The sequence below is a fragment of the Pseudomonas sp. PA-1-3F genome, from assembly GCF_021609665.1.
In the GTDB taxonomy this organism is placed as follows: Bacteria; Pseudomonadota; Gammaproteobacteria; order Pseudomonadales; family Pseudomonadaceae; genus Aquipseudomonas; species Aquipseudomonas paracarnis.
Genome location: NZ_WJZD01000025.1, coordinates 21,059 through 36,966 on the forward strand (window position 1 = coordinate 21,059; position 15,908 = coordinate 36,966).

Genomic DNA, 15,908 nt, shown 5'->3' on the forward strand with positions numbered 1-15,908 from the left:
CTCGCGAAGACCGTTAACGATAACGCGGGATACCTGATTCTCATCGGCGCCCTTTGGTTTTTCGCGAGCAAGCTCGCTCCTACAGGGCCACGCTCGGCTGGTCCGATTCATTGATGAACGACTTCAACGTCGACACCGTCGCCGCCGGGTCACGCGGGTCGCTGATCGCACGAAAATTCGTCAACATGGTGTTGGCCGCCAACTCCACCGACACATACCCACGCTGGCGACTGTCGAAAAACTTCACATGCGGGTTGAGCGGCATGATCTTCATGAACGCGTCGTAGGGAGGGCCATCTGAGGTGACCGACGAGCCGACGAACTCGGTGGCGACCACCGCCGAGTCTGGCCTGTCGGCGTCGAGATGCAGGTCGGTGGCCCAGAACGAATGTATATCCCCTCCCCAGAACACCGGGTTCTTCACGCGATTGCGCACGATCGACGCCAGCATCCGTGAGCGGTTCGCCATGTAGCCATCCCAGCCATCGGTCCAGCGGCCAAGCTTATGGTTGGTCAAGTCACGCTGCATCAGCGGCGCCACCAGCAAATCCTGGGCGATGACATTCCACTGCGCACTGGACTGGGCAAACCCCTGGTCCAGCCAAGACTCTTGTTGCCAGCCGAGCAACGTGCGGCCAGGGTCACGCAGGTCGCTGCAAGGGGTGGTGACAATATGCCCTTGGTGGCTGCCATTGGCCGCGATGCAGGGTTGCTCGGAACGGTACTGGCGACCGTCGAGCACATGAAAACGCGCGAGCCGCCCATAGTCCAGGCGCCGGTAGATGCGCATGTCCGACCCCTTCGGCACGCTGCTGGCACGCAGGGGCATGTGTTCATAAAACGCCTGGTACGCCGCGGCCCGTTGCTTGAGAAACTGCGCCACCGCCACCTTCGGGTCCTGGGACCAGCGGTTGGCGTAGTCATTCTGTACTTCGTGGTCGTCCCAGGTCACGACGCTGGGGGCAGCGGCGTGCAGGGCCTGCAGGTCTGGATCAGTCTTGTACAGTGCGTAGCGGTTGCGGTAATCACTCAGGCTTTGCGCATTGCCGCTGCCGTGCGAACGAAACACCTTGCCCGACTCCGCAGCATAGGAACTGTCGTAGATGTAATCACCGAGGAAAAACACCAGGTCCGGCTGCTCGGCGGCAAGGTGTCGGTAGGCGCTGAAATAGCCACGTTCCCAGTGCGAGCAGGACACAAACCCCAGCCGGGCCGAGGCCATGGCCTGCAGCGGCGGCATCGTGCGCGACTGGCCCACCGGGCTCTGCGCACCGAGCCCTTCAAACTGGTACCAATACGGCCGATCCGCCGCCAGCCCCGCCACTTCAACATGCACTGCGTGAGCGAAACGCGGCGTCGCCAGTACTTCGCCCTGCTTCACAATGCGCGTCATCGCCGCATCGCTGGCCACCCGCCAACGCAGCGGCACCGAGCGACTCAGGCCGCCACGGCCATCCGCGGCGTTGAACAACGGCGCCAGGCGCGTCCAGATCACAAAGCCATCTGGCAACGGGTCACCGGAAGCCACGCCGAGGGTGAACGGATAATCCACCCCGGCACTGCGCGCAAACGGGCTGAGAATCGAAAACGCGCTCGCGACCGCCAGCCCGCCGAGGACCCGGCGCCGGCCATGGTCCACTTCGCCGCTCACAAACAGTGCTCCCAGTCGTCGCGCACGGTGGCAAACCCGAGCAAGTCCTCATACACGCCGTTCTTTAAAAACGCCTGGCGCATGCAGCCTTCATAACGCAGGCCGATCTTTTCCATGACCCGCGCCGATTCCTTGTTGCGCGCGAAACACTGGCTGCCCACGCGCTGCAACCCTAGCGCCTCGAACCCGAAGTCCATCACCGCACTCGCCGCTTCCGCCGCATACCCCTGGTTACGGCAGTGCGCCGCCACCCAGCCACCCAAGTGCCCATAGTGATGCCGAGCATTGATACGCAGGCTGACCATGCCGACCAATTCGTCGGTGCCGCGCACATGCATCCCCAGGTTCAGCAGCTCACCGGTGCGGTACTTGTCAGCGATCCCCGCAATAAAATCCTGGGCGGTTTCCAGGGTGTAGGGCGATGGAATGTTCGCCGTGTTGTCGGCAATTTTCGGCCCGTTGGCAAGCGTGAAAAGCACCTGCGCCTGGTGCATTTGCAGGGCGCGCAACAACAGTCGCGGGGTCGTCAATTGAGGCAATGCAGTAGGCATGGAGGCCGGCTCTCAAGATAAATTTCTCAAGCATGGATGCCCCGAGTGTCAGTTTCATTACGCCCGAAAACTGACCGGTAAGTTTTCTGAAAGACGCGTCCTAGAGCCTCTAAACGGTCAATTAAAGTTAACCAATCGGTCATTTTTGGCTGTTAGCGTTTTGCCCCTAATTCAATGACGGGGTAACGGAATGAGAACCTGGGACGAACCCAAGAAACGCAAGGCGCACATCGAGCTGATCCCGATGATCGACGTGATGATGTTCCTGCTGGTGTTTTTCGTACTGGTGAGCCTGAACGTGATTCCCGCGCTCGGCATGAAGACCCAATTGCCCAGCGCCAGCAGTTCGCAGCAGCTCAAGCCGCAAAACAAATTCATCCTCACCCTGGGCCTGGAAGGCCAGTTGCAACTGGACGGCAAGGACCTGACGGTGGAGGCCCTGGTGCCGGCGCTGAAGGCGGCCGAAAAGCCCGATACCAAGTCGACGATCATCGTCAACAGCGACAAAGGCGTGGAAGTTTCGCGCCTGGTGGAAGTGATGGACACCCTGCGCCTGGGTGGCTTCACCTCCGTGTCCATCGCCACGCGTAAGTCCTGATCATGTACGTTCTGTTTCGTGCGCGTCAGCTGCTGGGCAGTGTTCCGGCCCTGATCGCCCTGGTGCTGATTGCACTGGGTATCCAGTCCCAGACGTTGAAGGTCGAGCCGGTGTATGACGAGTCGGCGGTCGAATTGGCCTTGGTTGAGCCGGAACCGCAAGTCATACCGGAACCGGTGGTGGAGCAAGAACCGCCACCGCCGGCGATCGAAGAGGAAGAGGCCGAGCCGGCGCCCCCGCCGCCACCGCCCAAGCCGCTGCCAAAACCCGAACCCAAGCCAAAGCCAAAACCTGTGCCCAAGCCTGCGCCCGTGGTCGCCAAGCCCGTGCCGACGCCGCCACCGGTGGCCGCCAAGCCAGCCCCGGCCGCCGTCACCCAAGCGGCACCGACGCCAGCCCCACCTGCGCCACCGAAGGTCGATGGCCAGGCCCTGGAAAGCGGTTACCTCAAAGGCTTGCGCAACGAACTGGACACCTACAAGCAGTACCCCACCGGGCGCCAGGCGTCCCTCGAACGCCCGAGCGGCGAGGTGGTGGTGTGGCTGTTGGTAGACCGTCAGGGCCGCGTCCTCGACTCAGGTTTACAAACCCAGGCCTCGAGCATGTTGCTCAACCGGGCAGCCACCAACAGCTTGCGTCGCATCAAGCAAGTCAAACCGTTCCCCGAGCAAGCCTTCGGGGGGCGAAATGAGCAGCGCTTCACCGCCACCTTCAACTACAGCGTGCAATAAGCACCCGACACCAGGACGACAGTGATGAAGTTCACCCGTATTCATCTGGCACTTGTGGCCGCGACCAGCATGAGCCAGGGACTGGTCATGGCAGAGACCAGCGACAGTGATGTCGGCACCATTGGGATACAAGGCAAGGCGACCGCCGGGGGCGGTTACATGGTGCCGGAGGAAAGCATCAAGGGCCGCTCCACGGTGACCAAGGAAGCACTGGATAAACAGGCGGCCACCGGCAATGCCATCGACAAACTCAAGTACACCCCAGGCTTGAACATCTCCAGTGAAGACAACACCGGCCTGTCGGGCTTTCGCTTCACCATGCGCGGCATGAACTCCGACCAGGTGGGCATGTCGGTGGACGGCATGCCGATCAACGACTCCGGCAACTACGCGCTGTATTCCAACCTGCTGGGCGACCCGGAAAACATTGACCAGATCTTCGTCACCCAGGGCGCTTCGGAATCCGACGGCCCGCACATTGGTTCCAGCGGCGGCAACATTGGCATCGTGACCATTCGCCCGACCAAGGAAACCGGCGCCTTCGTCAAACAGGTCGTCGGCAGCAATGCCACGCGCAAGACTTTTGCCCGCCTCAATACCGGCGAAATCAACGGTCTGAGCAACTGGCTGTCGGTGTCCCATACCGAAGGTGAGATGTGGCGCGGTTCGGGCGCGGTACGCGCGGACAAGGTGGAGTGGAACAGCTTTTTCGACGCTGGCAATGGCAACACCGCCAACCTGATCCTCAAGTACCACGAGCAGGACAACAACAGTTACAGCCAGTTGACCAAGGCGCAGTTCCAGCAATATGGCCGCAAGTACGACCCTTATCCGGCAACACCCAGCGTGGGCAGCAACGGCAAGTACAACAGCTATTACGCCCTGGCGCAGAACCCGTTCCAGACGTTCACCGCCGTGCTCAACACCCAGTTCAAACTGGCCGATAACCTCGCACTGTCGGTGATCCCGTATTACTACTGGGGCAATGGCAGCGGCGTCGGTTCATCCAGCTACGCCCTCAACCGTGGCTCCAACCAGGGCGGTGTGTTCGACCTCGGCAACCTGCCCACGGCCGCCCAATACAACGCCGACGGCACACCCAACAGCGGCGTGTACTACCGCCCTTCACGCACGCAAACCTGGCGTCCGGGCATCACCACCAAGCTGACCTGGGACCTTGGCGACCACAGCCTGCAATTCGGTTACTGGTACGAGCGCGCACGCCAGAGCCAGACCCAGCCGTTCATTCCGCTCAAGAGCAACGGCAAGCCAGTGGATACCTGGCCAGATTCCAACAGCGCCATCGTCGATGCCAACGGCAACACCGTGCAGGGTCGCGACCGTTTCACCGTGACGCCAGCGCAAAAGGTCTGGGCCCAGGACACCTGGTACATCAACCCGGACTGGACCCTCATCGCAGGCCTGGCCTACATGAACGTCGAGCGTGAAGGCACCAACCACGGCAGCCTCAACGAACGCCCGGAAAAACGTAACCAGACCTACAACAAACTGCTGCCCAACGCCGGCCTGAAATACCAGCTGGACGAGCGTGACCAGTTGTTCTACAGCCTGTCGCGCAACATGCGGGTACCGCAGAACTACGTGCTCTACGACAAAGGCGCCGGCTCGATCGACGCCGAACCGGAAACCAGCTGGAACCATGAACTGGGCTGGCGCTACAGCGGCGACGACATGAACCTGGCCGCCACCCTGTTCTACATGGACTTCAAGAACCGCCAGGTTTCGTCCCGGGACATCAACGGTGACTTTGCCGACATCAACGCCGGCTCCGTCGTCAACAAAGGCCTGGAGCTGGAGTGGAGCGGCCAGTTGCCCCACCACTTCAATTACTACACCTCCTACACCTACACCAAGGCCGAGCAGCAGGATGACCTGACCGTCTACAACGCCGGCAAACCCATCGTGCTGCCCACCAGTGGCAAGCAGTTCGCCAACGTGCCCAAGAACATGCTGGCGGCCAACATCGGGTATGACGATGGGCGCTTCTACGGCACCTTCGGTGGCAAGTACACCAGCAAGCTCTACGGCGACCTGACCAACGACGAGGCGATTTCCGGTCGCACCGTGTTCAACCTCGGCGCCGGTATTTACCTGCCGGTGGACAAGAAAGTGGTCAAGGACGCGACCCTGCGCCTGAACGTCGACAACCTGTTCGACAAGAAATACCTGGACGGCGTGTACACCACCAAGACCAACGCGGCCAGCTACAGCGGTTTCCGCGATGGCGACCCCGCGTACATCGTCGGCCTGGACCGTACCGTCACGGTTTCGCTGGAAGCGAATTTCTAAGACTCACCCCAAGAGGAACACCATCATGGATATGAACCTGCTCCACGACGTCACTTTCTATGTGATGTACGCGGCGATGGCCATTGCGATCTTCATCGCCATCGAACGCGGTATCTACTTCGCCTACGTACGCCGCCAGGCACGCGCATTGATCGACGCCCTGGGCGCCAATGTGCACAGCGAGCGTGACCTGCCGGACAACCTGACCCGTCGCGACAGCCTGCCGCTGAACATGATCTTGCCGGTGCTGGCCCAGAAGGCGACCCACGGTTCGCGCAAGGACCTGGACGACGAAATCGATACCCAATACCTGAAGACCCGCGCCCCACTGGCCCGCAGCCTGTGGATCATCGAGACCATCACCACCGCCGCCCCACTGCTGGGCCTGCTGGGCACCATTCTCGGCATCATCGACACCTTCAAGGCGCTGGCCACCGCGGGCGTATCGGACCCAGGGCAGATTTCCGGTGGTATCGGGACGGCCTTGTTTGCCACGGGATTAGGTATCGCCATCGCGCTGTTTTGCGTGGTGTTCCACAACTTCTTCCAGGACAGCCTGGAGCGCATCAACGACCAATTGAAGATCCTGTTGATCCGCGCCGCCACCGGCGCCCGCGCACAGGATGAAGTGACTCATCGCGTGCCCACCCCGCTGCACAGCCGCACAGCCTGACCTGCAGGGCGGGCGCCTTGGGCGCTCGCCTTTACCTTTGGTGCGATGAGACGCTTATGTCCCTTTCGATAAAGTTGCGTATTGCCGGCCTGACCGGCTTGCTCCTCAGTCCGCTGGCCCAGGCGGACTTTTCCATTCCAGGTTTTGAATTGGTGCATACCGTGCCTGTGGACACCGCCCTGGGCACCGACGATTTGCGCCAGCCCGGCCCGGTATGGATCGAGCTGTTCGACGGCGCCAAAAGCCACATTGATATCGGCCAGTTCTACGCCGCGGACCACCCTGGCTCGGTGATGAACAGCGTGCTTGAACACCTGGAAGCCGCCGGCAAACGCGGCGTGAAGATTCGTTTCCTGCTCGAAGAAAAAGGCATCAAGCTGTCGGATGCCGCCACCCTGGAACGCTTGCGCGCCATTCCCAACCTGACCTTGCGCGTGCTGCCCTACGGGCAACTGAGCGGCGGAATCATCCACGCCAAGTACCTGCTGGTGGATGGCAAGCGGGCGTTTGTCGGCAGTCAGAATTTCGACTGGCGCGCCTTGGAACATATCCACGAAACCGGGCTGCGGATCACTGACGAAACGGTGGTGGGCCAGGTGCAGGCGATCTTCGAGCAAGACTGGCAAGCCCAGGCAGCGCTGGAGGGTAAACAACCGGTGCCGCTACCCGCCAGCGGCCCGGCACCCGCACGTACCGGCAACTACCTGGTGGCCAGCCCGCAACGCTACAACCCGCCCGGCGTGGGCGACTCACAGCTGGAACTGCCGCGCCTGCTGGGCGAAGCCCAAAAAGAGGTGCGCGTGCAATTGCTCGACTACGCGCCGCTGTCCTACGGACCGGATCGAACCCGACCGTACTACGCGGTGATCGACAACGCCGTGCGCGCCGCCGCAGCCCGTGGCGTGTCGATCAAACTGATGGTGTCCAACTGGAATACCGACCCGCTGGAACTGCCCTATCTCAAGAGCCTGGTGGTGCTGCCCAATATTGAGATCAAGATCGTCACCCTGCCCGAAGCCAAGCAAGGCTTTATCCCTTATGCGCGGGTGATACACAGCAAAACCATGGAGATCGACGGGCAAGTGGCGTGGGTCGGCACCAGCAATTGGTTGGGCGGCTACCTGGATAATTCGCGCAATCTGGAGGTGGTGATGCGCAGTGAGGCGATGGCCAGGCGTGTAGGCCAGTTGCATGAACAACTGTGGGATGGGCCTTACGCTAGAGCCTTGAGCGTGACGCAAGAGTACCCCGTGCCCCACCCTGGCCAGCATTGACCTTGGGCACCTGAGTAATGGTAGTGTGTGGAAATGTTTCTGTCTCTTCCGTCAGAAATTTCCTACTCACTACCTGCAAAGGAATGCCTTCAACCATGCACTTTCCACTTAAGCAATTGGCGGTTGCCACCCTGTTCGCCGCCAGCCTTTCGGCCGTCGCCACGCCCGCTTTCGCCAACATCAGCGCGGACCAGAGCACGGCAATCCTGAAGCAGTTCCACGAAACCTCGGTTACCGATTTTCGCAGTTTCCTCGGCACTCTGGCCCAGGGCGAGCTGGGCAAAGCGGCTGACACCGGCCCGGCTATCAGCGCGTTTCTGGGCAACAAACCCCTGAGCGCCGAGCAGCAGAACGAGATCAATCGCCTGCTGGGCATTTACACCCGCGTTAAATATGGCAAAGCCGCGCTCGAAACCTTGCGTGAACTGGTGGAAGTCCCGACGTTCAACGTAGACGGTCTGCCACAGTACAAAAACCCGGAATTCCTCAAGATTGCCGCAAAGATCGAGGCCCTGGCCAAGTCCTTCAACCTGAACTTCCGTAACGTCGACAACCGCGTATACGAAATTTCTCTGGAAGGCAGCGGTGATGAAGTCGTGGGTGTGCACGCCCATGCCGATGTGGTGCCCGTGACCCCGGAAAACTGGGTGCTGCAAGACGGAACCAAACTCGACCCGTTCAAGGTCACGCTGATTGGCGACCGCATGTATGGCCGCGGGACCGAGGATGACAAGAACGGCATCGTGGTGGCGATGTACGCCATGAAAGTGATCAAGGAAGAAAAACTGCCACTGGCGCGCACGTTCAAACTGCTGGTAGACACCACTGAAGAAACCGCCGGTGATGCCATTCCTTACTACTTCGAACGCAACCCCGTGCCGCAATACAACTTGGCGCTGGATGGCGGTTACCCGGTGGTGATCGCCGAAAAAGGCTCGGGTACCGTGATGGCCACCTTCCCGGTGCGCAAGGGCGAAGGCAAAGGCGCAGAAATCATCGCGATGACCGGCGGCAAGGCGAACAACCAGATTCCATCGGCCTCGGTGGCCACGCTGGTCAGCGACACCCCCGCCGAACTGGCCGCCAGCCTGCAACAGGCCGGTGCCGACTATGCCAAGCGCAACGGTGGCGACTTCCAGGTGACGGCCAAGGTCGAGGGCAAGGATGTCAAACTCACGGTTACCGGCGTATCCGCTCACTCTTCCGAGCCTGAAACCGGGGTCAACCCGGTGGCGCGCATGCTGGACCTGATCCACAGCCTCGACGGCAAGGTCGCCCTCCAGCACAACCACATCACCGATGCCGCGCGCTATGCCGCCGACAACTGGGGCCTGGATTACCTGGGCGGCAAATTGGGTGTGGGCTACGCGGATGATTTCATGGGGCCGTTGACCACCTCGCTGACGTTTGTGGGGCAGGATGACAAAGCCTTCAAACTGGCCGTGAACCTGCGCGCACCGAAAGGTAAAACCCCGGAGGCGCTCAAGGCGCAAATCGAGCAGAAGCTGAACGCCTGGGACAAGAACGCCAAGGTCAACGTGAGCTTCACTTACTCGCTGGACACGCCGATGTACCGCAACCCTGAAGGGGAATGGGTAAAAGCCTTGCTGGCAGTGGCCACTGAAAACCTGGGCATGGCGCACAAATTCGGCACCTCCGCCGGCGCAACCTCGGTGCACGACCTGCCCAACGGCGTGCAATTCGGCCTGGCCCGCCCGGAAGAGAAGTACACCGGGCACACTGACAGCGAATTCAAAACCGTCGACCAGTTCCTGCTGGACCTGCAGATCGTCACTGAAATGATGGGCCGCGTCGGGCAGTTGCCGAAGCTCTGACCCATCTGGTACCCAAGCGAGGCGGCGAAGGCAACGGCACAGGCACCCTCTTCAGCGCCTGAACCACCGCTTTCGCAGCCTCGCTGAAGCTCGACAGCTCCCACAGGGGATCGGCGGTGTGGGTGAGATCTCGCTTTGCAGGGCCATCGCGTCAAACACGACTCGGCAACAATGACAGCTCTTCAGCCTTGCAACATCAGCATGTCCTCAAAGAACCCCCCCACCGGCTCAGTGGGATGGCACAGCTGGATCTCCAATACCCAGGCCATTTCACTCGGTGGGATCTCCAGGTCAGCCAACTCCTTGCTTTCGAACAATGCATGGGGAAAATCCGCAAGGCGGTGCCCCGCCAGGTTGCGCGCCAGCCTCCAGCCCTTTGACGCAGCGCTGTGCTCGGCGAAGTCGTAGAGCTCACGCCCGGTCAGACCACGCAGCCACGCCTGGCGTGTTTCATCGAAGACTTCATGCAAGGCCGTCGTACAGGCCTGGTGCAACGGCCCATCGCCAAACACAAACGTATCGCCATAGTCGCCTTCGTAGCCATCCCACACCGGGCCAAGATCGACCACGGCAATGTCATTAGCGCGCAACCTGCGCTGACGATCAATACCCTCGCGCGGTGGGCGCACAGTGTCGGCGCCAAAACGAATGTAGGTCGGATGCCAAGTGTGCGAAGCGCCCATGGCCTGCAGTTGCCTCGCGGCCATCTCAAGGGCCTCGCCGGTGGTCATGCCGACTTTCAACTGGCTGGCAATCGCCGCCAGGGCACGTATGGATTTTTCCCGCGCCGCCAGCATGCCGTCCAAGGAATAACGCGGGCCGACTTTCTCCCACACCGGGTCAAACGATAGGGAGACTGCTCCAGCACTTGACCGACCACTGGCGACAAACGCCTCCGCGATAAACCGGTGGCTGGGCAACCCCGCTTCAAGGCAGTGGATGCGTACCTGGCCGAGCATTGCACCGTTGCCGCACGCATAGACCTGGGCCTGTTCCCACTGATACCCATGACTCATTGCAACCTCCTGAACCCTGCCCTCGGAGGACCGCACGGGATGCCAGCGAAAACGGGGATGCTCAAGCATCAGGTGGTCGAGGAAAGCGCTGTCATAAAAGTCCGCCGATTGCGCGCCGCCCCAATACAACGTCACGTCGACATCGCGCTTGAGCGCGGTCAGCAAGATAGGCTTGATGCCCGCGTAACCAGTACCCGTAGCGAATAGCACCACGGGCGCCGCCTCATCGTCCTGCCAGGTACAGGCACCAAACGGCCCTTCCACGTGCAGACGCTCACCCACGGCGAGACCCCCCAGGATACCCTCGGAAAAATACCCGCCGCTCACCCGGCGAATCTGGAAGACCAAGCGCCCATCGTCCTCATCGGGCAGGTTGGCAATCGAGAAGCAGCGCGTGTCACCGTCCGCCAGGTGGAACTTGAGGTATTGGCCAGCCCGCACCGCCACTGGGGTTTCGGGCATCAATACCAACTCGATCACATCGGGGCCTAGCGCACGCTTGCTGTGAACCTGCGCCGCCACTACCAGCGCGGGGGTATCCAGCGACCAGCCGGGAATATGCAGGCGCATGTCGCCACAGGCGTGGCTCTGGCATAACAACATCTCATTGGCTGCCAAAAGATAAGAAGGCTGCGGCGCACCCGGCGCCAGGCGTTTGGCCCGGTACGCACCTTCGGCGACCACCACCTTGCACGAACCGCAGGCGCCACGGCGGCAGGAGAACGGCACGGCCAGGCCACTGGCGAGCATGGCGTCGAGCAAGAGTTCATCGCCCGCTTCAAAGCTTTTCCCCGAGGGCGACAGTTCGATGACATGACGTTTATTCATAAAGACCTCGGGATAAGTAAGGCTTGATTGTTGCGCTAGACTAGGCCCATTAAAACCTCCAGATTTGGATACTTCAGATGGTCCAGATGCGTAAATGGCGTCCACTGCTCCGGCTTGAAGAAGGTGCAAGCCAGGCGACTTACCGCAAGATCGCCGAAGGCTTGGTCAATGCCATCCTCGAAGGCCGCCTGCCGCCCGGGACGTTACTGCCGGGCACGCGGGAAATGGCACACTTGCTCGACGTCAACCGCAAGACGGTGATCCTGGCCTACGAAGAAGCCATGACCAAGGGCTGGCTGACCAGCGAGCCGCGCCGTGGCACCTTCGTCAATGTAAAGCTGACACTCAAACACCTGCCCAGCGTTACGCAACCGTCATTCGCGCCGCCGTTACTGGAGCAACCGCTGGTACCCTATTTCACCCATAACGCCCAAGTGGTCGCTCTACAGCATCGGCGCGATGCGCTGTTTTTCGACAACGGCACCAGCGACCACCGCCTGCTGCCCCAGGCAGTTCTGCACCGTTACTATCGCCATGCACTGCGCAACAGCTTTGCCTCCAATACCGTGCGCTACGGCAGCGAAGGCACCGGCTATCACTTGCGCTGCGCCCTGGCCGAGATGCTGCGCAACAACCGTGGGCTAACGGTCACTGCCGAAAATATCTGCCTGACCCAGGGCACCCAGATGTCCCTGTTCCTGAGCGCCAGCCTGCTGCTCAAGCCCGGCGACGTGGTCCTGGTGGAACGTCTGAGCTACCCACCGGCATGGGAAATTTTCCGCAAGCTCGGGGCGAAGTTGGTCACGGTCGACATCGATGATGAAGGTTGCCGCACCGACCAGATCGAGCGCTTATGCCGTGAGCACAAGGTGCGCATGATTTACCTCACGCCTCATCACCAATTCCCCACCACCGTGAGCTTGCACGCTGCACGCCGGCAGCACTTGCTGACGTTGGCCGCGCTGCATGACTTCTGCATTATCGAAGAGGACTACGACCACGAATACCATTTCAGTGGCCGCCCTTACCTGCCGCTGGCCAGTGACCGCGCCCAACGCCATGTGCTCTACATCGGCTCGTTGTCCAAAGTGCTGGGCTCGACGTTCCGCTGCAGCTATATCGTGGCGCCCACCTCTGTGATTGAAGCCCTGCAACGCAATGCCGCGCTGATGCTGGGCGATACCGACGCGGTCGCTCAAGCCATGCTGGCAGACCTGATCAATGACGGGGAGTTGAAGAAGCATTTGCGCCGCGTGTCGAAAGAATATCGGGCGCGCCGCACGGTATTGCAAGATTGCCTGGATCAGGCGTTTGGTGCTCGCATACAAGTGCGCGAGCCCGAGGGTGGTTTGGCGCTATGGGTACGTTTCGAGGAAGAAATAGACGTCGATAAGTTGGCAAGCACCGCACTGGACCACGGCGTTGTGGTGCGCAGTGGTCGTCAGTTTTCCCCCAACGACCAACCGGTAAACGCGCTGCGCCTGGGCTTTGCCTCCCTCGACCGGGACGAAATCCAGCAAGCCACTCAGCGCCTGGCCCAGGCGATGAACGCCATGGGCAGGCGCTGAAAAACTTACCCTGCGGCCCCTAGAAATGGCAGCGCCAGGTACAACTTGATCACCACCGCGTTAGCGATATCGATGAAGAACGCGCCCACCATCGGCACCACCAGAAACGCGATCTGCGAAGGCCCGAAGCGCTGCGTCACCGCCTGCATATTGGCAATCGCCGTAGGCGTGGCGCCTAGCCCGAAGCCGCAATGGCCTGCCGCCAGCACCGCCGCATCGTAGTTGCGGCCCATCACCCGGAACGTCACGAAAATCGCGAACAGCGCCATCAGCAATGCCTGTGCGGCCAGCAGAACGACAATCGGCAAAGCCAGTGCCGCCAAGTCCCAGAGCTTGAGTGACATCAGCGCCATCGCCAGGAACAACGACAAACTGACATTGCCCAGCACCGAGACTTCGCGTTCGAACACCTGATGCCAGCCGAGCATCGACAGCCCATTGCGCAGCACCACACCGACGAACAATACGCACACGAATGTCGGCAATTCGAAAGCGGTGCCTTGGATGGCGGCATTCAACAAGTTGCCGCCCTGCAGGCTGATCGCCACCAGCGCCAGGGTCTCGATAAACGAAAACGCGGTGATCAGGCGCTCTTCGTTCGGTTGCTCGAACCCCTTGGCCAGGCTCGATTGCGGTTGCCCGATACCTGGCACCTCGACCCGCTTGATCAGAAAACGCGCCACGGGCCCGCCAATCAGGCCACCGAGCACCAGGCCAAAGGTCGCCGAGGCAATCGCCAATTCAGACGCAGACGCCACGCCATACTGCTCACTGAACACCGCGCCCCAAGCCGCACCGGTGCCATGCCCACCGGACAAGGTCACCGAGCCCGCAAGCAGGCCCATCAATGGGTCAAGCCCGAGCGCCGAGGCCAGCGCGATACCCATGGCGTTTTGCACCACCAGCAAGCCCGTTACCACCAGCAGAAACACCGCCAGGATCCGCCCGCCTTTCTTCAGGCTGGCAAAATCGGCGTTCAAACCGATAGTGGCAAAGAACGCCAGCATCAACGGGGTTTGCAATGAAGGATCGAAGCGTACTTCGATATCGGCAAACGCGCGCAACGCCAGGAGCAGCATGGCGACCAACAGGCCACCGGCTACCGGTTCCGGAATGTTGTAGGTACGTAAGAAGCCGATGCGAGCCACAAGCCCGCGCCCCAGCAATAGCACCAGTGAAGCGGCAACGAGGGTTGAATAGAAATCGAGTTGAAGCATCCGGTCAGTTCTCTGAAGTGGACAAGGAGAATGGGTGGCCAGAGTAGAGAGCACAGGGCGAAAAGGTATCGTCCCCACAAAAAACACAGACTTTCCCTACAAGCCTCACAATAATAACCTACAACCGCCTGCACCTCGCCCCTCCAGAGATACGCAGAGTAGACTTACCGACGACGCCTTCGCAGCAGAGGCCAGTTGGAGGCGATCTCCCCCGGCTCAGCGTCACGCCCTGCGATTCGCACCAGGTCTGGAAACTCAAGCAACAGGGCACGATTGCCCCGGCCAATGTGCTCCATCACGGCCAGGGTAATGTTTTCACGCACCATGCCCGTCGAAACGTAATACATGGCCCAGGCTTGCTCTGGCGTACAGAGGCCGATCTGTTCTTCAATCTCTTTGTAGGCCTTGTAGTCGTCCGACTCTAAATAACGCTGATCACGACCCTGGCGCATGCTGTCTCCCTCCCCGACCCCGTCACGTACCGCTTTTGACCTTGGTCCAGACCCGTGTGCGAATGCGCTCCGCCTTCAGCGGCAAGGGCTCAAGCGGAACCAGTGTGGCCATGGTCTTTTTATCGGGATAGATCCATGGGTTATCCCGCAACTTTTGCTCGACGAACTCAGTGGCATCCTTGTTGGCGTTGGGATAGAGCATGTAGTTGGACGTCTTGGCTATCACCTGCGGCTGCAGCATGTAGTTGATGAACGCCAGAGCGGCCTTTGGGTGGCGAGCATCCTTGAGCAACACCCAGTTTTCAGACCAGACCAAGGCGCCTTCGCGCGGCAGGCTGTAGGCAATCTTGCGGCCGCTGTTGGACTTTTCATTAATTGCCTGAGCGGCCAGCGCACCATTGGCCCAGCCGACGACTGCACAGATATTGCCGTCCGCCAGGTCGGCGTCGATTCTGGACGAGTCGAAATAGAGCACATAGGGACGGATTTTCAACAACAGCGCCTGGGCCTTCTGGTAATCCTCTGGATCGGTACTGTTACTGGGCAACCCCAGGTAGTGCAAGGCGATCGAAATGATTTCGCTGGGAGAGTCGAGCATGGCTACGCCACAAGACTTGAGCTTGCTGATGTTTTCTTCTTTGAAGATCAGGTCCCAACTTTCCACCGGGGCGTCATCGCCCAGCGCCGCCTTGACTTTATCCACGTCGTAGCCAATGCCAGTGGTACCCCAGACATAGGGCACGGCGTAGCGATTGCCTGGGTCATTGACCGCCAGCAGGGAGAGGATGTCAGGGTCGATGTGCGAAAGGTTACTCAACTGCGCGCGATCCAGCGGCTGCAGCACCCCAGCCTTGATCAAGCCGGGTAATACATTGGAGGTGGCCACGACCAGGTCATAGCCGGTGCGCCCAGCCATGACCTTGCTCTGCATGATTTCGGCGCTGTCGAAAGCATCCATATGCAGCTTGATGCCGGTCTCCTGCTGGAATTGCCTGGGCGTCTGCGGTTCAAGAAACCCGAACCAGTTATACAGATACACCGAAGATTCAGCGGCGGCTGCGGGCGTGCTGGTTGCAGCCCCCAGGAGCGAAGCTAAAAAAATAGCTCGCAAGTGTGCTCGACTCATATGACTATCCCTGTCCACACGACACGCCTTCATGGCTATCGTAAGCTCGGGGTGAATATACCGAGCATCAACGAATAG

At 60.5% G+C, this 15,908-nt stretch carries 13 protein-coding genes; 7 read left to right on the plus strand and 6 right to left on the minus strand.

Going from position 1 to position 15,908, the window contains the following annotated elements; translation table 11 throughout:
* Positions 1 to 79: 79 nt before the first annotated feature.
* Positions 80 to 1,651 carry an alkaline phosphatase D family protein gene (locus GIV26_RS18480; protein WP_236281779.1) on the minus strand — a complete coding sequence of 524 codons (1,572 nt, stop codon included), beginning with the start codon at positions 1,649 to 1,651 and terminating at the stop codon, positions 80 to 82.
* Positions 1,648 to 2,202, minus strand: a complete 555-nt coding sequence (locus GIV26_RS18485) for a GNAT family N-acetyltransferase (protein WP_236281781.1) — start codon at positions 2,200 to 2,202, stop codon at positions 1,648 to 1,650. Before GIV26_RS18485 ends, GIV26_RS18480 begins: the two co-directional genes overlap by 4 nt.
* A 190-nt stretch (positions 2,203 to 2,392) precedes the next feature.
* Between GIV26_RS18485 and GIV26_RS18490 the strand changes: the two genes are divergently transcribed.
* The 6 genes from GIV26_RS18490 (at position 2,393) to GIV26_RS18515 (ending at position 9,623) form a co-directional block, all read left to right on the plus strand.
* Positions 2,393 to 2,800, plus strand: a complete 408-nt coding sequence (locus tag GIV26_RS18490; protein ID WP_014717774.1) for an ExbD/TolR family protein — start codon at positions 2,393 to 2,395, stop codon at positions 2,798 to 2,800.
* Between the two features lie 2 nt (positions 2,801 to 2,802).
* Entirely contained in the window at positions 2,803 to 3,531 is a 729-nt protein-coding gene (locus tag GIV26_RS18495; protein ID WP_236281790.1) for an energy transducer TonB family protein, read from the plus strand.
* A 24-nt stretch (positions 3,532 to 3,555) separates the two neighbouring features.
* A complete protein-coding gene (locus tag GIV26_RS18500) occupies positions 3,556 to 5,841 on the plus strand; it encodes a TonB-dependent receptor (protein WP_236281792.1) in 2,286 nt (761 codons plus the stop codon).
* Between the two features lie 25 nt (positions 5,842 to 5,866).
* Positions 5,867 to 6,514: a MotA/TolQ/ExbB proton channel family protein gene (locus tag GIV26_RS18505; RefSeq protein WP_057978136.1), complete on the plus strand. Its 648-nt coding sequence runs from the start codon at positions 5,867 to 5,869 to the stop codon at positions 6,512 to 6,514.
* A 56-nt stretch (positions 6,515 to 6,570) separates the two neighbouring features.
* Positions 6,571 to 7,788, plus strand: a complete 1,218-nt coding sequence (locus tag GIV26_RS18510) for a phospholipase D-like domain-containing protein (protein WP_236281793.1) — start codon at positions 6,571 to 6,573, stop codon at positions 7,786 to 7,788.
* A 95-nt stretch (positions 7,789 to 7,883) separates the two neighbouring features.
* Positions 7,884 to 9,623 (plus strand): dipeptidase, encoded by a 1,740-nt coding sequence (locus tag GIV26_RS18515; protein ID WP_236281795.1) that lies wholly within the window; start codon positions 7,884 to 7,886, stop codon positions 9,621 to 9,623.
* 182 nt (positions 9,624 to 9,805) lie between these two features.
* Here GIV26_RS18515 and GIV26_RS18520 read toward each other — a convergent pair whose 3' ends face one another.
* Entirely contained in the window at positions 9,806 to 11,467 is a 1,662-nt protein-coding gene (locus GIV26_RS18520; protein ID WP_236281797.1) for a M24 family metallopeptidase, read from the minus strand.
* Positions 11,468 to 11,544: 77 nt separating this feature from the next.
* Between GIV26_RS18520 and pdxR the strand changes: the two genes are divergently transcribed.
* The gene (pdxR, locus tag GIV26_RS18525; RefSeq protein WP_236281799.1) at positions 11,545 to 13,035 is read left to right on the plus strand and encodes a MocR-like pyridoxine biosynthesis transcription factor PdxR; all 1,491 of its coding nucleotides are present in this window, start codon (positions 11,545 to 11,547) and stop codon (positions 13,033 to 13,035) included.
* Positions 13,036 to 13,040: 5 nt separating this feature from the next.
* On the opposite strand, the gene gltS is transcribed toward pdxR, so the two are convergent.
* The 3 genes from gltS to GIV26_RS18540 form a co-directional block, all read right to left on the minus strand.
* Positions 13,041 to 14,252 (minus strand): sodium/glutamate symporter, encoded by a 1,212-nt coding sequence (gltS, locus tag GIV26_RS18530; protein WP_034127220.1) that lies wholly within the window; start codon positions 14,250 to 14,252, stop codon positions 13,041 to 13,043.
* A gap of 164 nt (positions 14,253 to 14,416) precedes the next feature.
* Positions 14,417 to 14,704, minus strand: a complete 288-nt coding sequence (locus tag GIV26_RS18535; RefSeq protein ID WP_054898856.1) for a hypothetical protein — start codon at positions 14,702 to 14,704, stop codon at positions 14,417 to 14,419.
* A gap of 22 nt (positions 14,705 to 14,726) precedes the next feature.
* Complete coding sequence (locus GIV26_RS18540) at positions 14,727 to 15,830, minus strand: polyamine ABC transporter substrate-binding protein (protein ID WP_236281801.1); 1,104 nt, start codon at positions 15,828 to 15,830, stop codon at positions 14,727 to 14,729.
* Between the last annotated feature and the right edge of the window lie 78 nt (positions 15,831 to 15,908).

Coding starts and splice junctions, on each gene's coding strand:
- pdxR (WP_236281799.1), top strand. CDS start 11,545: ATGGTCCAGATGCGTAAATGGCGTCCACTGCTCCGGCTTGAAGAAGGT.
- GIV26_RS18490 (WP_014717774.1), top strand. CDS start 2,393: ATGAGAACCTGGGACGAACCCAAGAAACGCAAGGCGCACATCGAGCTG.
- GIV26_RS18535 (WP_054898856.1), bottom strand. CDS start 14,704: ATGCGCCAGGGTCGTGATCAGCGTTATTTAGAGTCGGACGACTACAAG.
- GIV26_RS18540 (WP_236281801.1), bottom strand. CDS start 15,830: ATGAGTCGAGCACACTTGCGAGCTATTTTTTTAGCTTCGCTCCTGGGG.
- GIV26_RS18515 (WP_236281795.1), top strand. CDS start 7,884: ATGCACTTTCCACTTAAGCAATTGGCGGTTGCCACCCTGTTCGCCGCC.
- GIV26_RS18505 (WP_057978136.1), top strand. CDS start 5,867: ATGGATATGAACCTGCTCCACGACGTCACTTTCTATGTGATGTACGCG.
- GIV26_RS18500 (WP_236281792.1), top strand. CDS start 3,556: ATGAAGTTCACCCGTATTCATCTGGCACTTGTGGCCGCGACCAGCATG.
- GIV26_RS18495 (WP_236281790.1), top strand. CDS start 2,803: ATGTACGTTCTGTTTCGTGCGCGTCAGCTGCTGGGCAGTGTTCCGGCC.
- GIV26_RS18485 (WP_236281781.1), bottom strand. CDS start 2,202: ATGCCTACTGCATTGCCTCAATTGACGACCCCGCGACTGTTGTTGCGC.
- GIV26_RS18510 (WP_236281793.1), top strand. CDS start 6,571: ATGTCCCTTTCGATAAAGTTGCGTATTGCCGGCCTGACCGGCTTGCTC.
- GIV26_RS18520 (WP_236281797.1), bottom strand. CDS start 11,467: ATGAATAAACGTCATGTCATCGAACTGTCGCCCTCGGGGAAAAGCTTT.
- gltS (WP_034127220.1), bottom strand. CDS start 14,252: ATGCTTCAACTCGATTTCTATTCAACCCTCGTTGCCGCTTCACTGGTG.